General features: G+C 55.1%; 13 protein-coding genes. 12 read left to right on the plus strand and 1 reads right to left on the minus strand.

Features of this window, described 5'->3' with window-relative positions; translation table 11 throughout:
• Positions 1 to 32: 32 nt before the first annotated feature.
• The 9 genes from KP806_RS00870 to KP806_RS00910 all read left to right on the plus strand — a co-directional run bounded on the left by KP806_RS00870 (position 33) and on the right by KP806_RS00910 (position 11,615).
• On the plus strand, positions 33 to 905 hold the full coding sequence (locus KP806_RS00870) for a carbohydrate ABC transporter permease (RefSeq protein WP_224721669.1): 873 nt from the start codon (positions 33 to 35) through the stop codon (positions 903 to 905).
• Between the two features lie 18 nt (positions 906 to 923).
• The gene (locus KP806_RS00875; protein WP_224721670.1) at positions 924 to 1,928 is read left to right on the plus strand and encodes a sugar phosphate isomerase/epimerase family protein; all 1,005 of its coding nucleotides are present in this window, start codon (positions 924 to 926) and stop codon (positions 1,926 to 1,928) included.
• On the plus strand, positions 1,925 to 3,736 hold the full coding sequence (locus KP806_RS00880; protein ID WP_224721671.1) for a hypothetical protein: 1,812 nt from the start codon (positions 1,925 to 1,927) through the stop codon (positions 3,734 to 3,736). The genes KP806_RS00875 and KP806_RS00880 overlap by 4 nt, the downstream gene beginning before the upstream one ends.
• Entirely contained in the window at positions 3,733 to 5,976 is a 2,244-nt protein-coding gene (locus KP806_RS00885; protein ID WP_224721672.1) for a glycoside hydrolase family 88/105 protein, read from the plus strand. Before KP806_RS00880 ends, KP806_RS00885 begins: the two co-directional genes overlap by 4 nt.
• 298 nt (positions 5,977 to 6,274) lie before the next feature.
• Complete coding sequence (locus KP806_RS00890) at positions 6,275 to 7,288, plus strand: LacI family DNA-binding transcriptional regulator (protein WP_224721673.1); 1,014 nt, start codon at positions 6,275 to 6,277, stop codon at positions 7,286 to 7,288.
• A gap of 209 nt (positions 7,289 to 7,497) precedes the next feature.
• The gene (locus KP806_RS00895) at positions 7,498 to 9,384 is read left to right on the plus strand and encodes an ABC transporter ATP-binding protein (protein WP_224721674.1); all 1,887 of its coding nucleotides are present in this window, start codon (positions 7,498 to 7,500) and stop codon (positions 9,382 to 9,384) included.
• A 524-nt stretch (positions 9,385 to 9,908) separates the two neighbouring features.
• The gene (locus KP806_RS00900; RefSeq protein WP_224721675.1) at positions 9,909 to 10,532 is read left to right on the plus strand and encodes a GyrI-like domain-containing protein; all 624 of its coding nucleotides are present in this window, start codon (positions 9,909 to 9,911) and stop codon (positions 10,530 to 10,532) included.
• A gap of 309 nt (positions 10,533 to 10,841) precedes the next feature.
• The gene (locus tag KP806_RS00905) at positions 10,842 to 11,270 is read left to right on the plus strand and encodes a hypothetical protein (protein ID WP_224721676.1); all 429 of its coding nucleotides are present in this window, start codon (positions 10,842 to 10,844) and stop codon (positions 11,268 to 11,270) included.
• A gap of 15 nt (positions 11,271 to 11,285) precedes the next feature.
• The gene (locus KP806_RS00910) at positions 11,286 to 11,615 is read left to right on the plus strand and encodes a low molecular weight protein tyrosine phosphatase family protein (RefSeq protein ID WP_224722398.1); all 330 of its coding nucleotides are present in this window, start codon (positions 11,286 to 11,288) and stop codon (positions 11,613 to 11,615) included.
• A gap of 395 nt (positions 11,616 to 12,010) precedes the next feature.
• Here the strand turns inward: KP806_RS00910 and KP806_RS00915 are convergent, their stop codons facing one another.
• Positions 12,011 to 13,015, minus strand: a complete 1,005-nt coding sequence (locus KP806_RS00915) for a LacI family DNA-binding transcriptional regulator (RefSeq protein ID WP_224721677.1) — start codon at positions 13,013 to 13,015, stop codon at positions 12,011 to 12,013.
• Positions 13,016 to 13,174: 159 nt separating this feature from the next.
• On the opposite strand from KP806_RS00915, the gene KP806_RS00920 reads away from it, so the two are divergent.
• From KP806_RS00920 to KP806_RS00930, 3 genes are read left to right on the plus strand one after another with little or no spacing between them, the layout of a single operon-like run.
• Complete coding sequence (locus tag KP806_RS00920; protein ID WP_224721678.1) at positions 13,175 to 13,936, plus strand: SDR family oxidoreductase; 762 nt, start codon at positions 13,175 to 13,177, stop codon at positions 13,934 to 13,936.
• Positions 13,933 to 15,210 carry a lactate racemase domain-containing protein gene (locus KP806_RS00925; protein WP_224721679.1) on the plus strand — a complete coding sequence of 426 codons (1,278 nt, stop codon included), beginning with the start codon at positions 13,933 to 13,935 and terminating at the stop codon, positions 15,208 to 15,210. The genes KP806_RS00920 and KP806_RS00925 overlap by 4 nt, the downstream gene beginning before the upstream one ends.
• Entirely contained in the window at positions 15,207 to 16,721 is a 1,515-nt protein-coding gene (locus tag KP806_RS00930) for a gluconokinase (RefSeq protein ID WP_224721680.1), read from the plus strand. The genes KP806_RS00925 and KP806_RS00930 overlap by 4 nt, the downstream gene beginning before the upstream one ends.
• The last annotated feature ends 17 nt before the right edge of the window (positions 16,722 to 16,738 follow it).

Raw genomic sequence — 16,738 nt, forward strand, 5'->3', positions numbered from 1 at the left:
AACTTTGATTATTAGGAAAGGGGCGGACGGCTTTGAAAGAGCAAACCGCAAACCGCGTGTTCGATACCGTCAACTTTGTCTTATTATTCGTTTGCACGGTCGTTTGTCTGGCACCGTTTCTTCACATAGCGGCCATTTCTCTCAGCTCGGTAAGGCCGATCATTTCGGGAGAGGTTACCTTATTTCCGGTCGAACTGAATTTCGAAGCGTATGTAAAAGTGTTTTCGGACATTTCGATGATCAAGTCGCTCGGCTTTACGGTGCTGCTGACTTCCCTGTTCACCTTGTTATGCATGGTGATGACAGTTGCAATCGGATATCCTTTAGCCAAAAAGAAGCTCAAGGGCCGCAAAGCGATTATGATCGTCGTCGTCATTACGATGTTTTTCAGCGGCGGCATCATCCCGGAATATATTTTGATCCGGAACCTGCATTTGCTCGACTCGATTTGGGCGCTCGTGCTGCCGGGACTCATTAATCCCTTTTATCTGATTATTCTGATTACGTTCTTCAACAACATTCCGGAAAGTCTGGAGGAGTCGGCGGAAATCGACGGAAGCAGCCATTTCCGCACCTTGCTCAGCATTATGCTGCCATTGTCGATGCCGGTTATCGCGACGCTCAGCCTCTTCTACGCGGTAGGGCGCTGGAACGGCTTCACCGATACGCTGATGTATATTACGAGTCCCGAGCTTTACCCGCTGCAGCTGAAGCTGTACCAGCTCATTCAGAACAATATGATTACTGACCTGCTGCAAAATGAAGGAGCGCAGATGGCGACCGTCGTGCCGGAAAGCCTGAAAGCGGCGAGCGTTATTTTCGCAACCGTACCTATTCTGATCGTGTATCCTTGGCTTCAACGCTTCTTTGTAAGCGGCGTAATGCTTGGGGCGGTCAAAGGATAACGGAGGGCGCAGAGACGAATGGGAACACCAAAAGGAGAGTATTCGTTCTCGACGTGCTGGAATATTAAACGGCATACAGTCGGAAGCGACATGATCGAGGAAATCCGCTCGCTCGGCTTCAGCCGTGTGGAGCTCAATTATAACGTGACAAAAGAAATGCTCGCGACGATCGAACCGATGATCGAGCGGGGGGAAATCGGCGTTTCCAGCGTGCATAACACGTTTCCGCATACGGCCGATCCCGATTACGGAACCGATTCCGTGCTGCTCGGCTTTGAAGATGAGGACAAACGGAAACGTGCGATCGGATTGCTCGTTCAATCCGCCGAATACGCAACCCGATACGGAGCAAAGGCGGTTGTCGTGCATCCGGGAGAAGTGCCGTTCGATTCCAACATTGACGCTGAGCTGAAGAAGATATACCGGGAACAGGGGCTCGATTCGGAGGCGTATGCGAAGCTGTGGAAGGAAATGACGGAGCGGCGCGAAGCGCTGGCAGGCCATTATTTGCGCCGCATCCGCGACAGCCTGGAGGAAGCTTGCGACCGGATTGCCGCCAAAGGATGGGCTGTCCAAATCGGCATCGAAACGCGCTCGAGATGTTATCAGCTGCCGACCCTCCGGGAGGCCAGGTCGATAATGGATGGGCTGAAGGGCGCGCCGGTCGGGCTTTGGTATGATTTCGGCCATGGCATGATGATGGAGAGGATGGGGCTTTACGACAACGCGCAGGAGATGGAGCTGATCAGAGGCAGCATCGCCGGCGTCCATATCCATGAAACGGTTGAACTGTCCGACCATTGGTGCCCGTATGTGCACAGCGGCGACAACGACTATTTCGACAGATTTCTGTCGGTCATCCGGGAGGCGCCGGTGAAGGTCTATGAGCTGAAGGCCGCCTGCACGCCGCAGGAAATCGAGCAAAGTCACAAGATGCTGGTTTCCAAGCTTGCAGCCTTGAGGCTCGGGGAGGATATTGCCAATCAAAGCCTGACGGCGGGGAAAGAGAGAGGAAAAGGATGACGATATACGAGAAGCTGGTTTCGATGAACGACGGTTGGGTGAGGGACGGCATGAGCCGGCAGGTGCTCGAAAGCGGCAGCCGGTTTTACGGAGGCGTTGCCGATCCCGCAAACGGCATTCCATGGCCTAGCCATGGCGGTACGCCGATGGAGATGGCCGTATGGGCGGCTGCGTTAGTCAACAAAGATTCAGGATTTTACCGTGACGAAGAGCTGCTGTCGCGGCTTGAGCTCGCCGCACAATTTATGCTGGAGTGCCAGCACGACGACGGCACCATTTCGCCTCCTTGGACGAATATGCATTCGCCGCCGGATACCGCGTTCGTCGTAAGCGGACTTGCCCAGGCGTACGAGCTGCTCGAGGCCGACGGCTGGGAGCCGCTGCGCAGTGCGGCAGCCGACATTCTCCTGTTTCTGGAGCGGACCGTTCCGGCGCTGCTCACCGGCGGCTGTCATACCCCGAACCACCGCTGGGTGATCACGGCTGCGCTTGGGTTTATGTATAAGCTGACCGGGCGTCCCGAATTGAAAGCGCGGGCGGAGCAGTGGCTTGCGGAAGGCATCGATTGCACGGCGGACGGGGAGTGGACGGAGCGCAGCAACGGCATTTATAACACGGTAAGCGATATCGTGCTTTATTACGCGGCCGAGCTGTTCGACCGTCCGGATTTGCTGGAGCCTGTCCGCCGCAATTTGCGGATGATGGCCTATATGATCCATCCGGACGGCGATATCGTCACCGACTATTCCGGACGCCAGGATTTCGGAATCAAATTTGACATGGGAGGCTATTTCCTCGTCGCGAAGCTGATGGCGCATAAGGACCGCGATCCTCTGTTCGCCGCCATGGCGGAGCTTGCGGAGCGCTCGTTGTCCCATCAAGGCTTTCTGCCTAATCAGCCGCTGCTCGGACTGCTCCGTTATCCGGAGCTGCGCAGGCAATCGGCGGAGCCGGGAAAACTTCCGGACCAGTACCGGGTGCTTCTGCACGGCGATTTTCCGCGGGATCGTTATTTGGCCGGGATGGAGTCGGCGGGACACGGCGGACGCATTTATCACAGCCGCCTGCATCCCGATTTCGGGGCTCCGGTCGCACGCCAGCGGAGCGGTCCGACGAGCGTTACGGTCATGACGGAGACGAACTCGTTTTTCGCGCTGCGGCATGGTGCTGCCAGGCTGCTCGCCGTACAGGTCGGCACGTCCTTCGAGCCAGGCTTCGTCAAGATGAAGCGGATGGAGCAGCTGGAGGGCGGCTACCGCTTGGAAGGCGAAGAAAGCAAGGGCTATTACGGTCCGGTCCGGGCGGAGCAGCTGCCGGAATCGGCAAAGGGAGAAGTCAGCCCTTGGTATTTGCTGCCGCATCATTTGCGGGAGATTACGCATGAGCAGCGCCAGCAGGTGCAGGCCGAGCTGACGGAAACGGGACATGGCTGGAGGATCCGCGTATGGAGCGACCGGCCGGAGCCGATGATGGCTCAGCTTTCGTTCATCCTTGGCAGCGAAGGCGAGCTGTCCGGGGAGGGACTGGCACAGGCAGGCGAAGGAACCATGTTCTGGTCGGGCGGCCCGGCCCGGCTCACTTCGGGCGGCGATTGGATCGAGCTTCGGGGCGGTGTGCAGGAGCATCTCGCGAAAGGGCTGAACCAGGTGAGCTATCCGGCGAACTGCCAGACGCTGCTTGTCAACCTGCTGACGCCGTTCGACCGGACGTTCGAAATCCGGCTATCGCCGGCGGACGGCGATGGCGCGGGCAGCGCAGCAGATGCCGCGAACCCGGAGGAAGTTGTTAACGGGGAGGCGATCCGATGACCGTTTATATGGAGCAGCGGGACAGCTCGAGGTACTGGTTCGGCGATGATGAGCAGCGTGTGCTGGAGGTGCTCGCTAACCGTTATGTGGGAGCAAACCCTCCAATCCCGTTCGCGCTTCGATCCTTTGCCAAGTCGGGCATTTTACAAAACCGGGAAGGCCTTTACGAGATGGATTTCGCCGATAGGCTGCCGCAAGCGGCTAACGGCGATTACGCTTACGCCTTTGGTCTCGTATGGAGCGACGATGAGCGCTCGATCGACGGCATTATGGAGCCGCTCGGCCCTGTCAGCTTATATGTCAACGAAGAGCGACTATACAGGTCGTCGGCAGCGGAGGAGCTGAAGCCGGATACGAGAGCCGTCATTCCGCTCCTGCTGCGCAAAGGCTGGAACAGCTTTCTGGTCGAAACGCGCAGGACGCCCGCAGGCTTCGGCTGCCGCTTCGGAGCGGACGAGGCGAAGGTGCGCATCATGCAGGTGCTTTCTCCCTTTGCCGGCCGTTCGGGATATGCGGGCTGGGTGTATGCCGGTCCTTCGTCTAAACCGTTGTACGGCGTGGAACTCCGTTTTCCCGATTATGCAAAGCCGGAAGAGGACAGCGGCCAAGCCTGGCTGCCCCGGACGAGCTGGAAGGAAGAGGAGGCTGCTTTGCCGGTGTTCGAGCGGCTGTTCGGCCGGCCCTCGCGTCCGGCGGCGGCCCTCGGCTGGAACCGATTGTCCGTCCCTGCTGAGGCCGACGGCGCGTCGCTGATGCTCGAAGGCACAGCTTTTGGGCCGACGACGGTGTGGCTGGACGGCCGTCCCGTTGTCGAGCTGACCGAGGAAGGCGGCTTTCAGCTGACGGTACGAGCGGAGGCTGGAATTCATCAGCTGCTTGTTCGAAGCGTAAGCGGCCCGAACGGCTGGGGTTTTTCCCTCAAAGCAAGTGCAGGCGGCAAGCCGCTGGCATTCGAGCCGCCGGCGCCGATTCACGGCAGCGGGGAGGCTTGGCTGTACGCGGGTCCGCTTCATCCGCAGACGGCGCTGCCGGAGCCGGCATCGGTATGCACGCTCACGATGCTTCTGCCTTCGGCGGATTTGGAAGGCCGTCCTGCCGGCAGCACGTATTGGATGACCGGCGCGCCGGATACGATGGTCAGGCCTTATTACGAGAACGCGATGCTCAGCAACAAATGGACGACAGGAAGCGCAACCAACTATGCAAGGTGGGATTATCCGCTCGGCGTGACGATGTACGGCCTGCTGAGAACCTCGCGCGAGCTGAATCGGCCGGATTTGGCCGACTATGCGCTGGGCCATATCCGCAGCTGCACGGAGATGTACGATTATTCCATATGGGACCGGGATCAATACGGTTTTCCATCCGTTAACCACCAGCTTGTGCTGATCAAGATGCTCGATAACTGCGGCTCCTTCGGCTCAGCCATGCTTGAGGCTTATTCAATGACGGGGGAGGATCGTTTTCTCCGGATTGCCGACGGGATTGCCGACTTCATGCTCCGCAGGCTGGAGCGGAGGGAGGACGGCGCGTTTTACCGGCTATGTCCCGGCGAATATTCGGCCGACACGATGTGGGCCGACGATCTGTACATGAGCGCACCGTTTTTGACGAGATATGCATCGGCGGCCGAATGCCCCGAGGCGCTGGATGAGGCGGCGCGGCAATTTTTATTGTTCAAGCGGTATTTGCTGATGGAGCCGGAGAATGTGATGTCGCATGTATACGACTTCAAATACGGTCAGGCGACGCGCGTGCCTTGGGGCCGGGGCAACGGCTGGGTTCTGTTCTCGCTGTCGGAGCTGCTGGAGAAGCTGCCTGAACAGCATAAGGATCGCGAAGCTCTTCTTGCGATGTTCCGTGATTTGTGTGCGGGAGTGGCTGCTTTGCAGGCGGACTCCGGCCTGTGGCGTCAGGTGCTTAACGAACCGGATGCTTATGAGGAAGCTTCGTGTACGGCGATGTTCGCGTATGCTTTCGCCAGAGGGGTGCGGTTCGGCTGGCTGCAAGACACGGAGAAATATTCGGAGGCCGCATTGGCGGCATGGAGGGGCTTAACAGGCCATGCGATCGACCGGGGCGGCAACGTTCACGGCGTATGCAGCGGGTCGCGGTACTCTTTTGCTCCCGACTATTACATGTACGATTTGCGCACGGTCGTGAACGATAATCACGGCATCGGCATTATGATGCTGGCAGGCGTGGAGATCAGCCGGTTGAAGCGCAGGGATCTTAAGTAACTGGAATTTTTACCCTTATATTATTTAAGGAACAAGCCTGATGCTGAAATAGCTGTATTTTATGTATATAAATGGACTGTTTTGGGTGAACGAGCTGTTTTTCGGAAATTTAACTTCATGAAATCCATCTATATTTGCCTTATCGGATGAATCTCTGTAAATAGATACACGAAATACAGTTACACCCTTAGGTGCAACTGGTCAAGCTATCGACCCCACACGGGAATGGGCATTGCCAAATCCTTCCCTTTTTTAGGATAATGGAGGTTAAGAATAAAGCGGACGGGGAGGATGCCTGATGAAAGCGACTATTTACGACGTGGCCCGGGAAGCCGGCGTTTCGATCGCGACCGTTTCGAAGGTCATCAACGAAAAAGGGAAAATAAGCGAGGAGCGGCGCCGGGAAATATTCGCGATCATGGAAAGGCTGCAATACCGTCCGAGCGTCATCGCCTCCGCGCTGACAGGCAAGCATACGTATACGCTCGGGCTGCTCATCCCGGACATCGCGAATCCGTTCTTTGCCGAGCTGGCGCGGTCCGTGGAGGACCGGGGGCATCAGCTGGGCTACAGCGTCATCATCTGCAGCACCGACAACCAGGATGACCGGATCGGCCAATATGTGTCGATGCTGAAGCAAAAGCAGGTCGACGGCCTGATGATCGGGACCGGCATGACCAATATGGACTTGCTTCGCGACATCAGCGCCGCGATGCCGACCGTAGTGCTGGGCCGCGAGGTGCCCGATTTTCCGGCCCACACCGTTGTCGCGGGAGACTTCGGCGGCGGCGGGCTGGCTGCCCGGCATCTGCTGCAGCTCGGTCACCGGCGAATGGCCGTATTGGCCGAGGACGAGACGATCAGCAGCAGCCGCGATCGGGTCCGCGGATTTAAGCAGGCGCTCGAAGACAGCGGAATTTCGCTGCCGGAGCGCGACGTGCTGCTGTGCCGGCACCGGATGGAGGACGGCAAGCGGGTAGCGGCTGGCTTGCTGAGCCGCGTTGAGCGGCCGACCGCCGTCTTTTGCTGCAACGACCTTCTGGCCGCAGGAGCGCTTCAAGCAGCCAAGGAGGCGGGGATCCGGGTGCCCGAGGAGCTGTCGGTCGTCAGCTTTGACAATACGATACTGGCATCGGTGACGGATCCTCCGCTCACCTCGGTCGCGCAGCCGATCGAGCTGCTGGGGGCGGGGGCCGTCGACCTGCTGATCAAAGAGTTCGAGCAGGCGCAGCCCGCAAAGGAGCGAATCGAGCTGCGGACGGAGCTGATCGTTAGAGGCTCGACGGCGGTGGCGAACGCAACCTTTAATTAAACAACATTTTGAAAATGGTGTAAACTTAGACGTTTCTAATTTTTCAGCATTCTGCCAAGGATTGCTCGCGCATCTTCCGCCATAGCTATTGCAGCCAGCGGTTTCTCCGGATTTCCTGTATTTCCTTTGGTTTCCTCAGGCAAACGGTCTTTGTAATCCCTTACATCTTGGACTAAGATAGGAGGGGTTTCAGAAAACAAAGATCTGAGGTGATCAAGATTCATCCCGTCCGGCGATATCTGTTATGGGCAAAACCGTATTGGTGGAGGATCGCGTTTATTATTTTTCTAGGCATCTTCCAATTCATCGCGCCACTTTCGACCCCGATTTACACGCAAATCCTAATCGACGACGTCCTGGCAGGCAAAGGCGGCTGGGGATTGTTTCAAATTATTGGAATCATGTCCGCCGTTCTGCTCGCCGGGGTCATCGTCAGCTTTTTCCGCAATTATTTTTCCGCGATTCTAGGCAACCGAATGATGCTCGACCTTCGCGACCAGCTGTACAACCATCTGCAGAAAATGCCCGTCAGCTTTTACGATCAGCGGCAGGTAGGGGGTATTTCGTCAAGAGTCATCCATGACATCGGCGGGGCGCAAAACTTGATCGGCGGCGGCATCATCAATCTCGTTCTGGATCTTTTTATGGTTTTGTTCGCGGCCTTCCTGCTGTTCCGGATGAATGTTTCCTTGGCGGTGCTGTCGCTTGCCATCCTTCCGTTATACTATTTGTCCTTTACGAATATGAACGTGCACATCCGTCTGGCGTGGCGTTCGGTTCACAGGCAAATGGAACGGATTTCGGGGACGCTGGTGGAGCGGATGGCCGGCATACGGATCGTGCAGGCGTTTAACGGGGAACGGCAGGAGCAGGTGCGGTTTGCCAGGCAAATCAAGCAGCACTACAAGCATACGATTTCCGCGCATATCTTTTCCAACGTGCTTGGCAGGCTGAGCGAGACGTTTGCCCATATCGGGGGTATCGTCATTTGGCTCGTCGGCGGCAGTCTGGTGCTTGCAGGTAAAATGAGCGCCGGTGAGATTATCGCATTTCAGATGCTACTTGGCACTTTATACGGTCCGATTCAGCGGTTTGCGGACGTGAATGTGACGATTCAAAACTCCGTTACGAATATTGAGCGGGTGTTCGAGGTGCTCGACGAGCAGCCTGCAATCGTAGAAAATGAAAATCCGCTGCCTATGCCGGTATGCGCCGGCCATGTCGTATTCGAGAACGTAACTTACAGCTATACGACACGCAATGTAGTTCCAAAGATGACTGCGGGCGGCGGTATCCATCCCGATTTGATTGAACGGGAGAAGGCGCCGAAACGTTTTTTCTGGAAGCCGGTCAATTTGCAGCCGGAACCGCCGGACGTCACGCTCGAGGTTCGGCAGGGGATCAAGGACATTTCGTTCGAGGCTCGTCCGGGGGAGGTCATTGCGCTGGTCGGACCGAGCGGCGCGGGAAAATCGACGCTGATCAATTTGATTCCGAGGTTTTACGATCCAGGCCAAGGGTCGGTCTATATAGACGGCAACGATGTAAAAGAGTACTGCATGGACGATTTGCGGCGGCATATCGCGCTGGTGCTTCAGGATAACATTCTTTTTTCCGGAACGATAAAAGAAAACCTGATCTACGGCCGCCCGGGCGCGACCGAGGAGGAGTTGTTCGCCGCGGCGAAGGCGGCAAATGCACATGATTTCATCATGGAGTTTAAGGACGGCTATGAATCCGTCATCGGCGAGAGGGGGATGCGCCTCTCCGGCGGACAGAAGCAAAGGCTGGCCATTGCGAGAGCGATTCTGAAGGATCCCAAAATATTAATTTTGGACGAAGCGACCTCCGCCCTCGATTCCGAGTCGGAAGCGCTCGTCACGGAGGCTTTGGAGCGCCTGATGGCGGGCAGGACGACATTCGTCATCGCTCACCGCCTCGCGACGGTCGTCCGCGCCAATCAAATTCTCGTCATCGATGACGGAAGGATCGTGCAGCGAGGCAGCCACGGCGCGCTCCTTCGCGCAGGAGGACTTTACCGCAAGCTGTACGAACAGCAGCTGAAGGCGATGAAGCCGGAGGAAATGAAGGTGTAGCCTAAGCTGCTTAGCTGCGGCGGTGGGATGATGGCGTGACGGATATAGATGGACGCTCCCGTGTTTAACGGGGCGTCCTTTTTTTTGTAAGCGTGGCAGCCATGAGCACGGGATTGATTAGGATGACGTTAGCACACTTTACTCCCCCGTCTCTGTGTATCTCCAGATGTAATTTATGCATCAGAATCGGGAGTGCAAGAGCTTTTGGCTGCTGTGCTGTACATTATGCATCAGAATCGTGCCAGCGGGGCAATATTAGCCGACGTTGCTCAATTTCCGCTGCATTTCTGCAGGGTAGGCGGTTTAGCTCAGCTTCATGTGAGTTTTTTGATGTAATTTGTACAGTGGAAGAGTTTCGGCAGCTTGATTTCAGAAGTAACAAAACTTACGTTGCCGTTCTTATGTAACCTTTAGTTTTAGGCTAAGTTAAACCGAATTGTTGATTTTTGCGAACATATGTTCTATAATTGAGGTAACATCCTGGTTCGGACAAGAGGCTAATCGTACAAAAGGAGATATCGGCTTTGGACAAAAAGGTAGATTATAAAAAAGATTTTAAGGAACTCTATTTGCCAAAAACTTTACCGGAAATTGTGGTAGTGCCGAGGATGCCATTTTTTCTGGTCAGCGGTTCCGGGGACCCTAACGGCGAGGAATTCGCCATGGCGACAGGAGCTTTGTACAGTATGAGTTATGCGGTGAGAATGTCTTACAAAAGTGAAATAGTGCCGTTTGGATACTATGAATATACGGTTTTTCCACTTGAGGGTGAATGGGACTTGCTTGATCGCTCAAAGCCTGCAACAGACAAAAGCAATTTTAAGTATACGATTATGATACGCCAACCCGATTTTGTGACTGAAGAAATTTTCTTGCGGTTTTTGGAACAGTCGAAAAGAAAAAAAACAAATCCGTTTCTTGAGAAAATTCGATTTGAACAGGTCGAAGATGGATTGAGTTGTCAGATGATGCATATGGGAAGTTTTGACGAGGAGCCGGAAAGCTTTGCGCGAATGGAAGTGTTTTGTATAGAACAAGGGTTTATCCGTTCAAGTAAAATTCATCGGGAAATTTACTTGTCAGATCCACGTAAGACTGAAAGGTCAAAGTTAAAAACGGTATTAAGATTCCCTGTAAAAAAAATCTGATAGTTTGGTTTAGAGTTCCTTGCCTTGATTTTTTAGAACGAAGGTATCTAGTTACAGCAAGTGCACTGAATTATGCAGGACATCATGCTCCTTCATATGATCGAATTATTTTCACTTTAATTGATAGACCCGACAATGGAATTAAGGTCATTCAGGTAAAAAAAGTAATAAATATTTCTGAAAAAGAAAGCCTGATGCAATTCAGGTGATTAACGGAAACAAATTAATTTCCCTGCTTAAATCAGCATCATCCTTCGATGGTGCTTTTCTTATGCTCGCGAGATAGGGGAACTGTGAAGTGAATGGCGTATGTGTGTTTTACTCCTTGCATTGATGACAGTTTTGTCGGGCTGCATAAACGAACAAAACGAACCAGCCGAAAATAAAAGATTGATTACAGAAGATGGAAATAAAAAAGTAATTCAATTACAGGGAGCAGAAGGATATTATAAAAAATCCCTCGAAGATGAACTTGGTGGGGATTTTGATATGGCAAAGATATGGGAAGTGTTCAAAGCATTTTCAAAAGTAGAGGTTGGCAATGATGATCGTGAGGTAGTGTCGGGATTGCTCTTTGAATGCGGATTTTCGGACTCAACGGTTTTTTCTCTTGGCAAGGAACGATTTTATGTACAATTTGTTCGTCAATTTTCCGTTTATGAGGCCAATGGTTCGTTTAAAGCGGCTTTAAAATATAAACCGGTTAACTCTGTGATCTACCAAACGGAAGTTGAGTGAGGAGGGGATGATAAAATAAAAATTCTGTTTATATGCAGCAGAAACAAGTGGCGGAGTCCAACGGCAGAAAAAATATTTCATAATTATAATGGCTATGATGTCAGATCTGCCGGGACAGAAAATGGTGCCAGGATCAAAGTAACAAGCGGACACATTGGTTGGGCAGAGCTCATATTCGTAATGGAAAAAAAGCATTTAAGCCGGCTCAAACAAAAATTTGGATCAATGCTTAATCATAAGGCGATCTGGAACTTAGACATACCTGACGATTATGGTTATATGGATGAAGAACTTATCGAAATACTGAAAGCCAGAGTATCGGTCTATATAGAAGCACCGAAGTGATGATTCGTTTTTTAAAATCAGAAGGTCCCTGTAATATGGAGGAACTGGTCTATTGCCGCTCCTGGTAAGGTAATGGACATAAACGCCGCTTGTAATGACGATACATTAAGTGTCTGCGGCTAACGGACAGGAGAGTCGTTTAGGTTGGTTGGAGGTGTGTTTACTTTAGGAGAATGGCTGTAAAGTACTGAGATGACCGTTAGAATGTGGAAGTCGCACAATTGGAGGTCTATGTGTTGTTTTTGTCCATAAAAAGTTGACCGGCACCTCCGCTTCCGGCGCACAAACTGAATGATGGGATCTGCCGCTAATCGGAGACAGACTATACCATAAAAAAAGGGCTGCCTCTTTGATCATTTTATGACCGATAGCGACAGCCTCTTTGTATGGGCAGGTCAGCCGCTTTCACCTTTCTTCGAAGGAGCACAGGTCGAGTCGCGGACGACGAGCTCGGGCTCCAGATGGACCGTTTTGACGGCTTCGGGCTCGTCGATGAGCTCCAAGATCGTCGACGCGATGACGGATGTGATATCGGAAATCGCTACGCCGACAGAGGTCATCGGAATTTCCAGCTCGGCCATCTCGGGAAGATTGTCGTAGCTGACGACCGAAATATCCTGCGGCACGGAGAGCCCGCGTTCCTGTATCGCACGGACGATGCCGCGGGTCAAATCGATGCCGCCGCTGATGACGGCCGTCGGACGGATTTCCCTGTCCAGCATCGCACGTGCAGCCGTGTAGCCGTCATGAAATTCCAGGCCTTCCATCGGGAGCACGGGACATCCGTCCGGGTGCAGGCCCAGCTGTGAAATTTCTTCATAAAAAGCTTGAATCTTCACGGCCTGGAGCGGATCGTGCGTTCGGGGCTCCCCGATATAAGCGACCGCTTGATGGCCGAGCTCGGCCAAATGCCGGATGGCCAGCCGGACGGACTGGCCCCGGTTGACGTCGACTGCCGAATGTGACGTATAACCGGCAGCGCCGTAGGTGAGAATAGGAATTTGTTGGAGCTGCGAGCCGGTCTCTCCGCGCGAATCGTCCCGGTCGCCGAAGACGAGAATCGCGTCGACCTGATATTTTCGGAACGTTTCGATCGCCGCCTCGATATGGCTAATCGAAAGCAAGGTGACGTAGCCGTGCTTTTCGAGCTCGCCGTTAAGTCTCGTAATAAGAGAGGAAAGGGCGGCTCGCTCGATGGACGGCCATACGACGCCGATTGCTCCGCTTTTCCGGGAGACGAGGCTGCGCGCCGCGAGATTGGGCTGATACCCTAGCTTGGCAGCGATTTCCAGAATATGCTGTTTCGTTTTGGGCTTGACCAGGGGGCTGTCCCGTAAGGCTTTGGACACGGTGGAGAAGCTGACGCCCGCCTTCTCTGCGATGTCTTTTATCGTTACCATGAAAATTCCCTCCGAAGCAAGGATTGCGGGATCGGCCGCAAGTCATTCTTATCATCATCATACACATATTTTGCAGAAGTAAATTCGAGTGGACAGCTTAAGCATAATCGATTAAGATAAAAATAACAACGTTGTTATTATCATTGGGGAGTGACTTTGATGTTTACTTTAGATAATTCCGTGTCCGCCGTCATCGGCGGGAACGGTGTGCTGGGCAGCGCCATGGCCGCCGCGCTGGCCGAAGCGGGCTCCAAGGTCGCCATTATCGGCCGCGATATGGAGAAGGCAGACCTCGTGTGCAGGCAGATCGAAAGCGCCGGCGGTCGGGCGACAGCGGTGAAAGCGGACGCCACGAAGAAAGAGGAGCTAGAGGCTGCCCTGGAGCAGGTGCTGCAGTGGGGCGGTCGTGTCGATACGCTGGTGAACGCTTCCGGAACGAACAGCGCGACGCCATTTTTCGAACTGGAAATGGACGAGTGGGACCGGATTATGGACGTGAACCTGAAGAGTGTCGTGCTCGCCAGCCAGGTGTTTGGCAAAAGGATGATCGAACAGGGAGAAGGAGGCTCGATCATCAACATTTCGTCCGTTTCGTCTGAGCCGCCGTTGTCCCGGGTGTTCACTTACTCGGCTTCGAAGGCCGGCGTGAACAGTGTGACGAAATTTTTGGCCAGGGAATTCGCCCCGCACCGCGTAAGGGTCAATGCGATTATTCCGGGCTTTTTTCCGGCGGAGCAGAACAAGAAGATTTTGTCTCCCGACCGGGTTGAATCGATTATGCGCCACACCCCGATGAACCGTTTCGGCGAGCCGGAGGAGCTGAAGGGTACGGTCGTTTATTTGGCTTCGCCTAAAGCATCTTCCTTCGTAACGGGAGCGTTGCTGCGGGTTGACGGCGGATTTGGAGCGATGACGATATGAGCGGATTATTAACAAAACTGGTAGAAAACACGCCGATTCCGAAAATGGTGAAAATCCGGCAGTCGTTCGACGATACGAAATTGGCCGATCCGATTGGAGATCTTTCGGCTCTGCTGCGCGCAGAAGGCGCAATGCACGGCGTTTCCGCCGGACAGAGGGTGGCGGTGGCTGTAGGAAGCCGCGGCATCTCCCGCATTGACGAATTAACGAAAACCGTGATCGACGAGCTGAAAAGAATCGGAGCAGAGCCGTTCATCGTCCCATGTATGGGAAGCCATGGCAGCGCGACCGCGGAAGGGCAGGCGGCGGTACTCGCTCATCTCGGCATCGATGAAGCAAGAATGGGATGTCCGGTCCGCTCCTCGATGGAAGTGATCGAGCTGGACCGCCTGCCGAACGGTTTGCCGATCTACTGCGACAAAATCGCGGCAACGGAAGCCGATGCGATCGTCGTCATCAACCGCATAAAGCCGCATACCGCCTTCCGCGGCCCGATCGAAAGCGGACTGCTTAAGATGGTGGCCATCGGCCTCGGCAAACAGAAAGGCGCGGAAGCCTGCCATCAGCTCGGCTTTAAATATATGGCCGTGAACGTCCCGGCGATGGCGCGCGTCATGCTGGAGAAGCTGCCGATCCGGTTCGGCGTGGCTGTCGTGGAGAACGCTTACGACCAAATTTGCCGGATAGAGGTTCTCGGTTCCGCACAAATGGAGGACCGGGAGCAGGAGCTGCTGCTGGAGGCGAAGAGCCGGCTGCCGCAAATTTTTTTCAAGGAGCTGGACGTGCTCGTCATCGACTACATCGGCAAAAATATTAGCGGAGACGGCGCCGATCCGAACATTACGGGCAGATATCCGACTCCGTACGCTACCGGCGGTCCCGAGGTGAACAAGATGGTCGTGCTCGACCTGACGCCGGAATCCAAGGGCAACGCGAACGGGGTCGGTACGGCCGACTTCACGACGAGCCGCCTGGTAAGCAAAACCGACTGGCCGGGGACGTATGCGAACGGCCTGACTTCTACAGTTTGCGCGCCGACCAAGCAGGCGACTACGCTCGATAACGACCGGGACGCCATCAAGGCAGCGGTCAAAACCTGCAATATTCTCGACTACGAAACCTGCCGGCTGGTCCGCATCCGCGATACGCTGCATCTCGGCGTTATCGAAATTTCAGAATCGCTGCTAGAGGAGGCGAAGGCCAACCCGCGCATTGAAATATTGGAAGGGCCTTATGAGTGGCAGTTTGACGAGGAAGGTTATTTGCCGAAATGACCGGGGACAACCGAATCATTCTGGCGATCGATATCGGCACGACGAGTACGAAGACGCTGGCGGTCGATCAGACGGGCGGCATTTTGGCCAGCCATTCGGTGCCGTATCCGCTGCATACGCCTGCGCCGGGGTATGCCGAGCAGGATCCGGCTGTTATTTGCGAGGCGGTAATCGAGGGCGCGGCGAACATTATGAAGCTGGGGGGCTGGACGGGAGAAGATGTGTTATGCGCGTCCTTCAGCTCGGCCAACCACAGCCTGATCCTGTTGGATGAGAACGAACACCCGCTGACACCGAGCATCACTTGGGCCGATTTGCGGAGCGCGGCTCAGGCGGAGCGTCTGCTCAAGGACGGGACGGGCTTGTCCGTCTACTCGCGGACGGGAACGCCGATCCATCCGATGTCGCCGCTCGTCAAGCTGATCTGGATGCGTGAAGAGCGCCCGGATTTGTTCCGCAGGGCCAAGCATTTCGTCGGGATTAAGGAGTACGTGCTGCTTCGGCTGTTCGGCCGGATGGTGACGGACTATTCGATGGCAAGCGCCACCGGCATGTTTAATTTGGAGAAGCTGATTTGGGATCCGGAAGCGCTGCGGCTGGCAGGCGTCCGAGAGGAGCAGCTTCCCCGACTCGTGCCGACGACGGAGCGGATCTCCGGGCTGAAGCCGGAGGCGGCGCGCCGCATGGGACTGCGCCCGGATACGCCGTTCATCGCCGGGGCTCAAGACGGCGTGCTTGCGAATCTCGGCATAGGCGCCGTAGAGGAAGGGGTATTGGCAGTCACGATCGGAACGAGCGGAGCCGTACGAGCCGCCGTGAGCCGCCCCGCCTTCGACCCTGAAGGCCGATTGTTCTGTTACGCTCTGACGGAGGACTGCTGGATTGTCGGCGGACCGTCCAACAACGGCGCGATTGTCGCCCAGTGGACGACCGACCGGCTGTTCCCGGGGAAAGCGGTGGAGGAGGTGCTTCCGCTCGCCGCCGAGGTTCCGCCTGGCGCAAACGGACTGTTGTTTCTGCCTTTGCTGTCCGGAGAGCGCGCTCCTTTCTGGGATGCCCAGGCCAAAGGCGTTATGTTCGGTCTGACGCTGGCGCATTCGGAGAAGGAGATGCTGCGGGCCGCGATGGAGGGCGTTCTGTTCCAGATTACGGCGATCGCGTCGTTCATGGAGCGGACCGGAGGCAAGCCGAGGGAGGTAAGGGCTTCCGGCGGTTTCGCCCGATCCGGCCTATGGTGCCAGATGATGGCCGATATGCTGGGCGTGCCTGTCCGCATCCCCGACTCCGTTGAAAGCTCCGGTCTGGGAGCCGCTCAGCTGGGCCTTTATGCGATGAATGGCTGTGAGGGTCCGCTTCTGAGATGGGCGCGCGGGGACGGAAAGCAATATGTGCCGAATGAGGAGAATCACAGGCTGTACCGGCGTATTTTGCCGCTTTATTTAAGCTTGTATGACCGATTGAAAGAGCCGATGCGGGAAGCGGAGGAGCTGCTGGCTGCGCATGCGGAATAAGCACATCAGGAGGAGAG

This window comes from Paenibacillus vietnamensis (assembly GCF_020169515.1).
GTDB lineage: Bacteria > Bacillota > Bacilli > Paenibacillales > Paenibacillaceae > Pristimantibacillus > Pristimantibacillus vietnamensis.

What these genes read in the sequence shown, in the direction of transcription:
- KP806_RS00875 (WP_224721670.1), top strand. Translation starts at nt 924, where the DNA reads ATGGGAACACCAAAAGGAGAGTATTCGTTCTCGACGTGCTGGAATATT.
- KP806_RS00880 (WP_224721671.1), top strand. Translation starts at nt 1,925, where the DNA reads ATGACGATATACGAGAAGCTGGTTTCGATGAACGACGGTTGGGTGAGG.
- KP806_RS00885 (WP_224721672.1), top strand. Translation starts at nt 3,733, where the DNA reads ATGACCGTTTATATGGAGCAGCGGGACAGCTCGAGGTACTGGTTCGGC.
- KP806_RS00890 (WP_224721673.1), top strand. Translation starts at nt 6,275, where the DNA reads ATGAAAGCGACTATTTACGACGTGGCCCGGGAAGCCGGCGTTTCGATC.
- KP806_RS00905 (WP_224721676.1), top strand. Translation starts at nt 10,842, where the DNA reads ATGTGTGTTTTACTCCTTGCATTGATGACAGTTTTGTCGGGCTGCATA.
- KP806_RS00915 (WP_224721677.1), bottom strand. Translation starts at nt 13,015, where the DNA reads ATGGTAACGATAAAAGACATCGCAGAGAAGGCGGGCGTCAGCTTCTCC.
- KP806_RS00920 (WP_224721678.1), top strand. Translation starts at nt 13,175, where the DNA reads ATGTTTACTTTAGATAATTCCGTGTCCGCCGTCATCGGCGGGAACGGT.
- KP806_RS00925 (WP_224721679.1), top strand. Translation starts at nt 13,933, where the DNA reads ATGAGCGGATTATTAACAAAACTGGTAGAAAACACGCCGATTCCGAAA.
- KP806_RS00930 (WP_224721680.1), top strand. Translation starts at nt 15,207, where the DNA reads ATGACCGGGGACAACCGAATCATTCTGGCGATCGATATCGGCACGACG.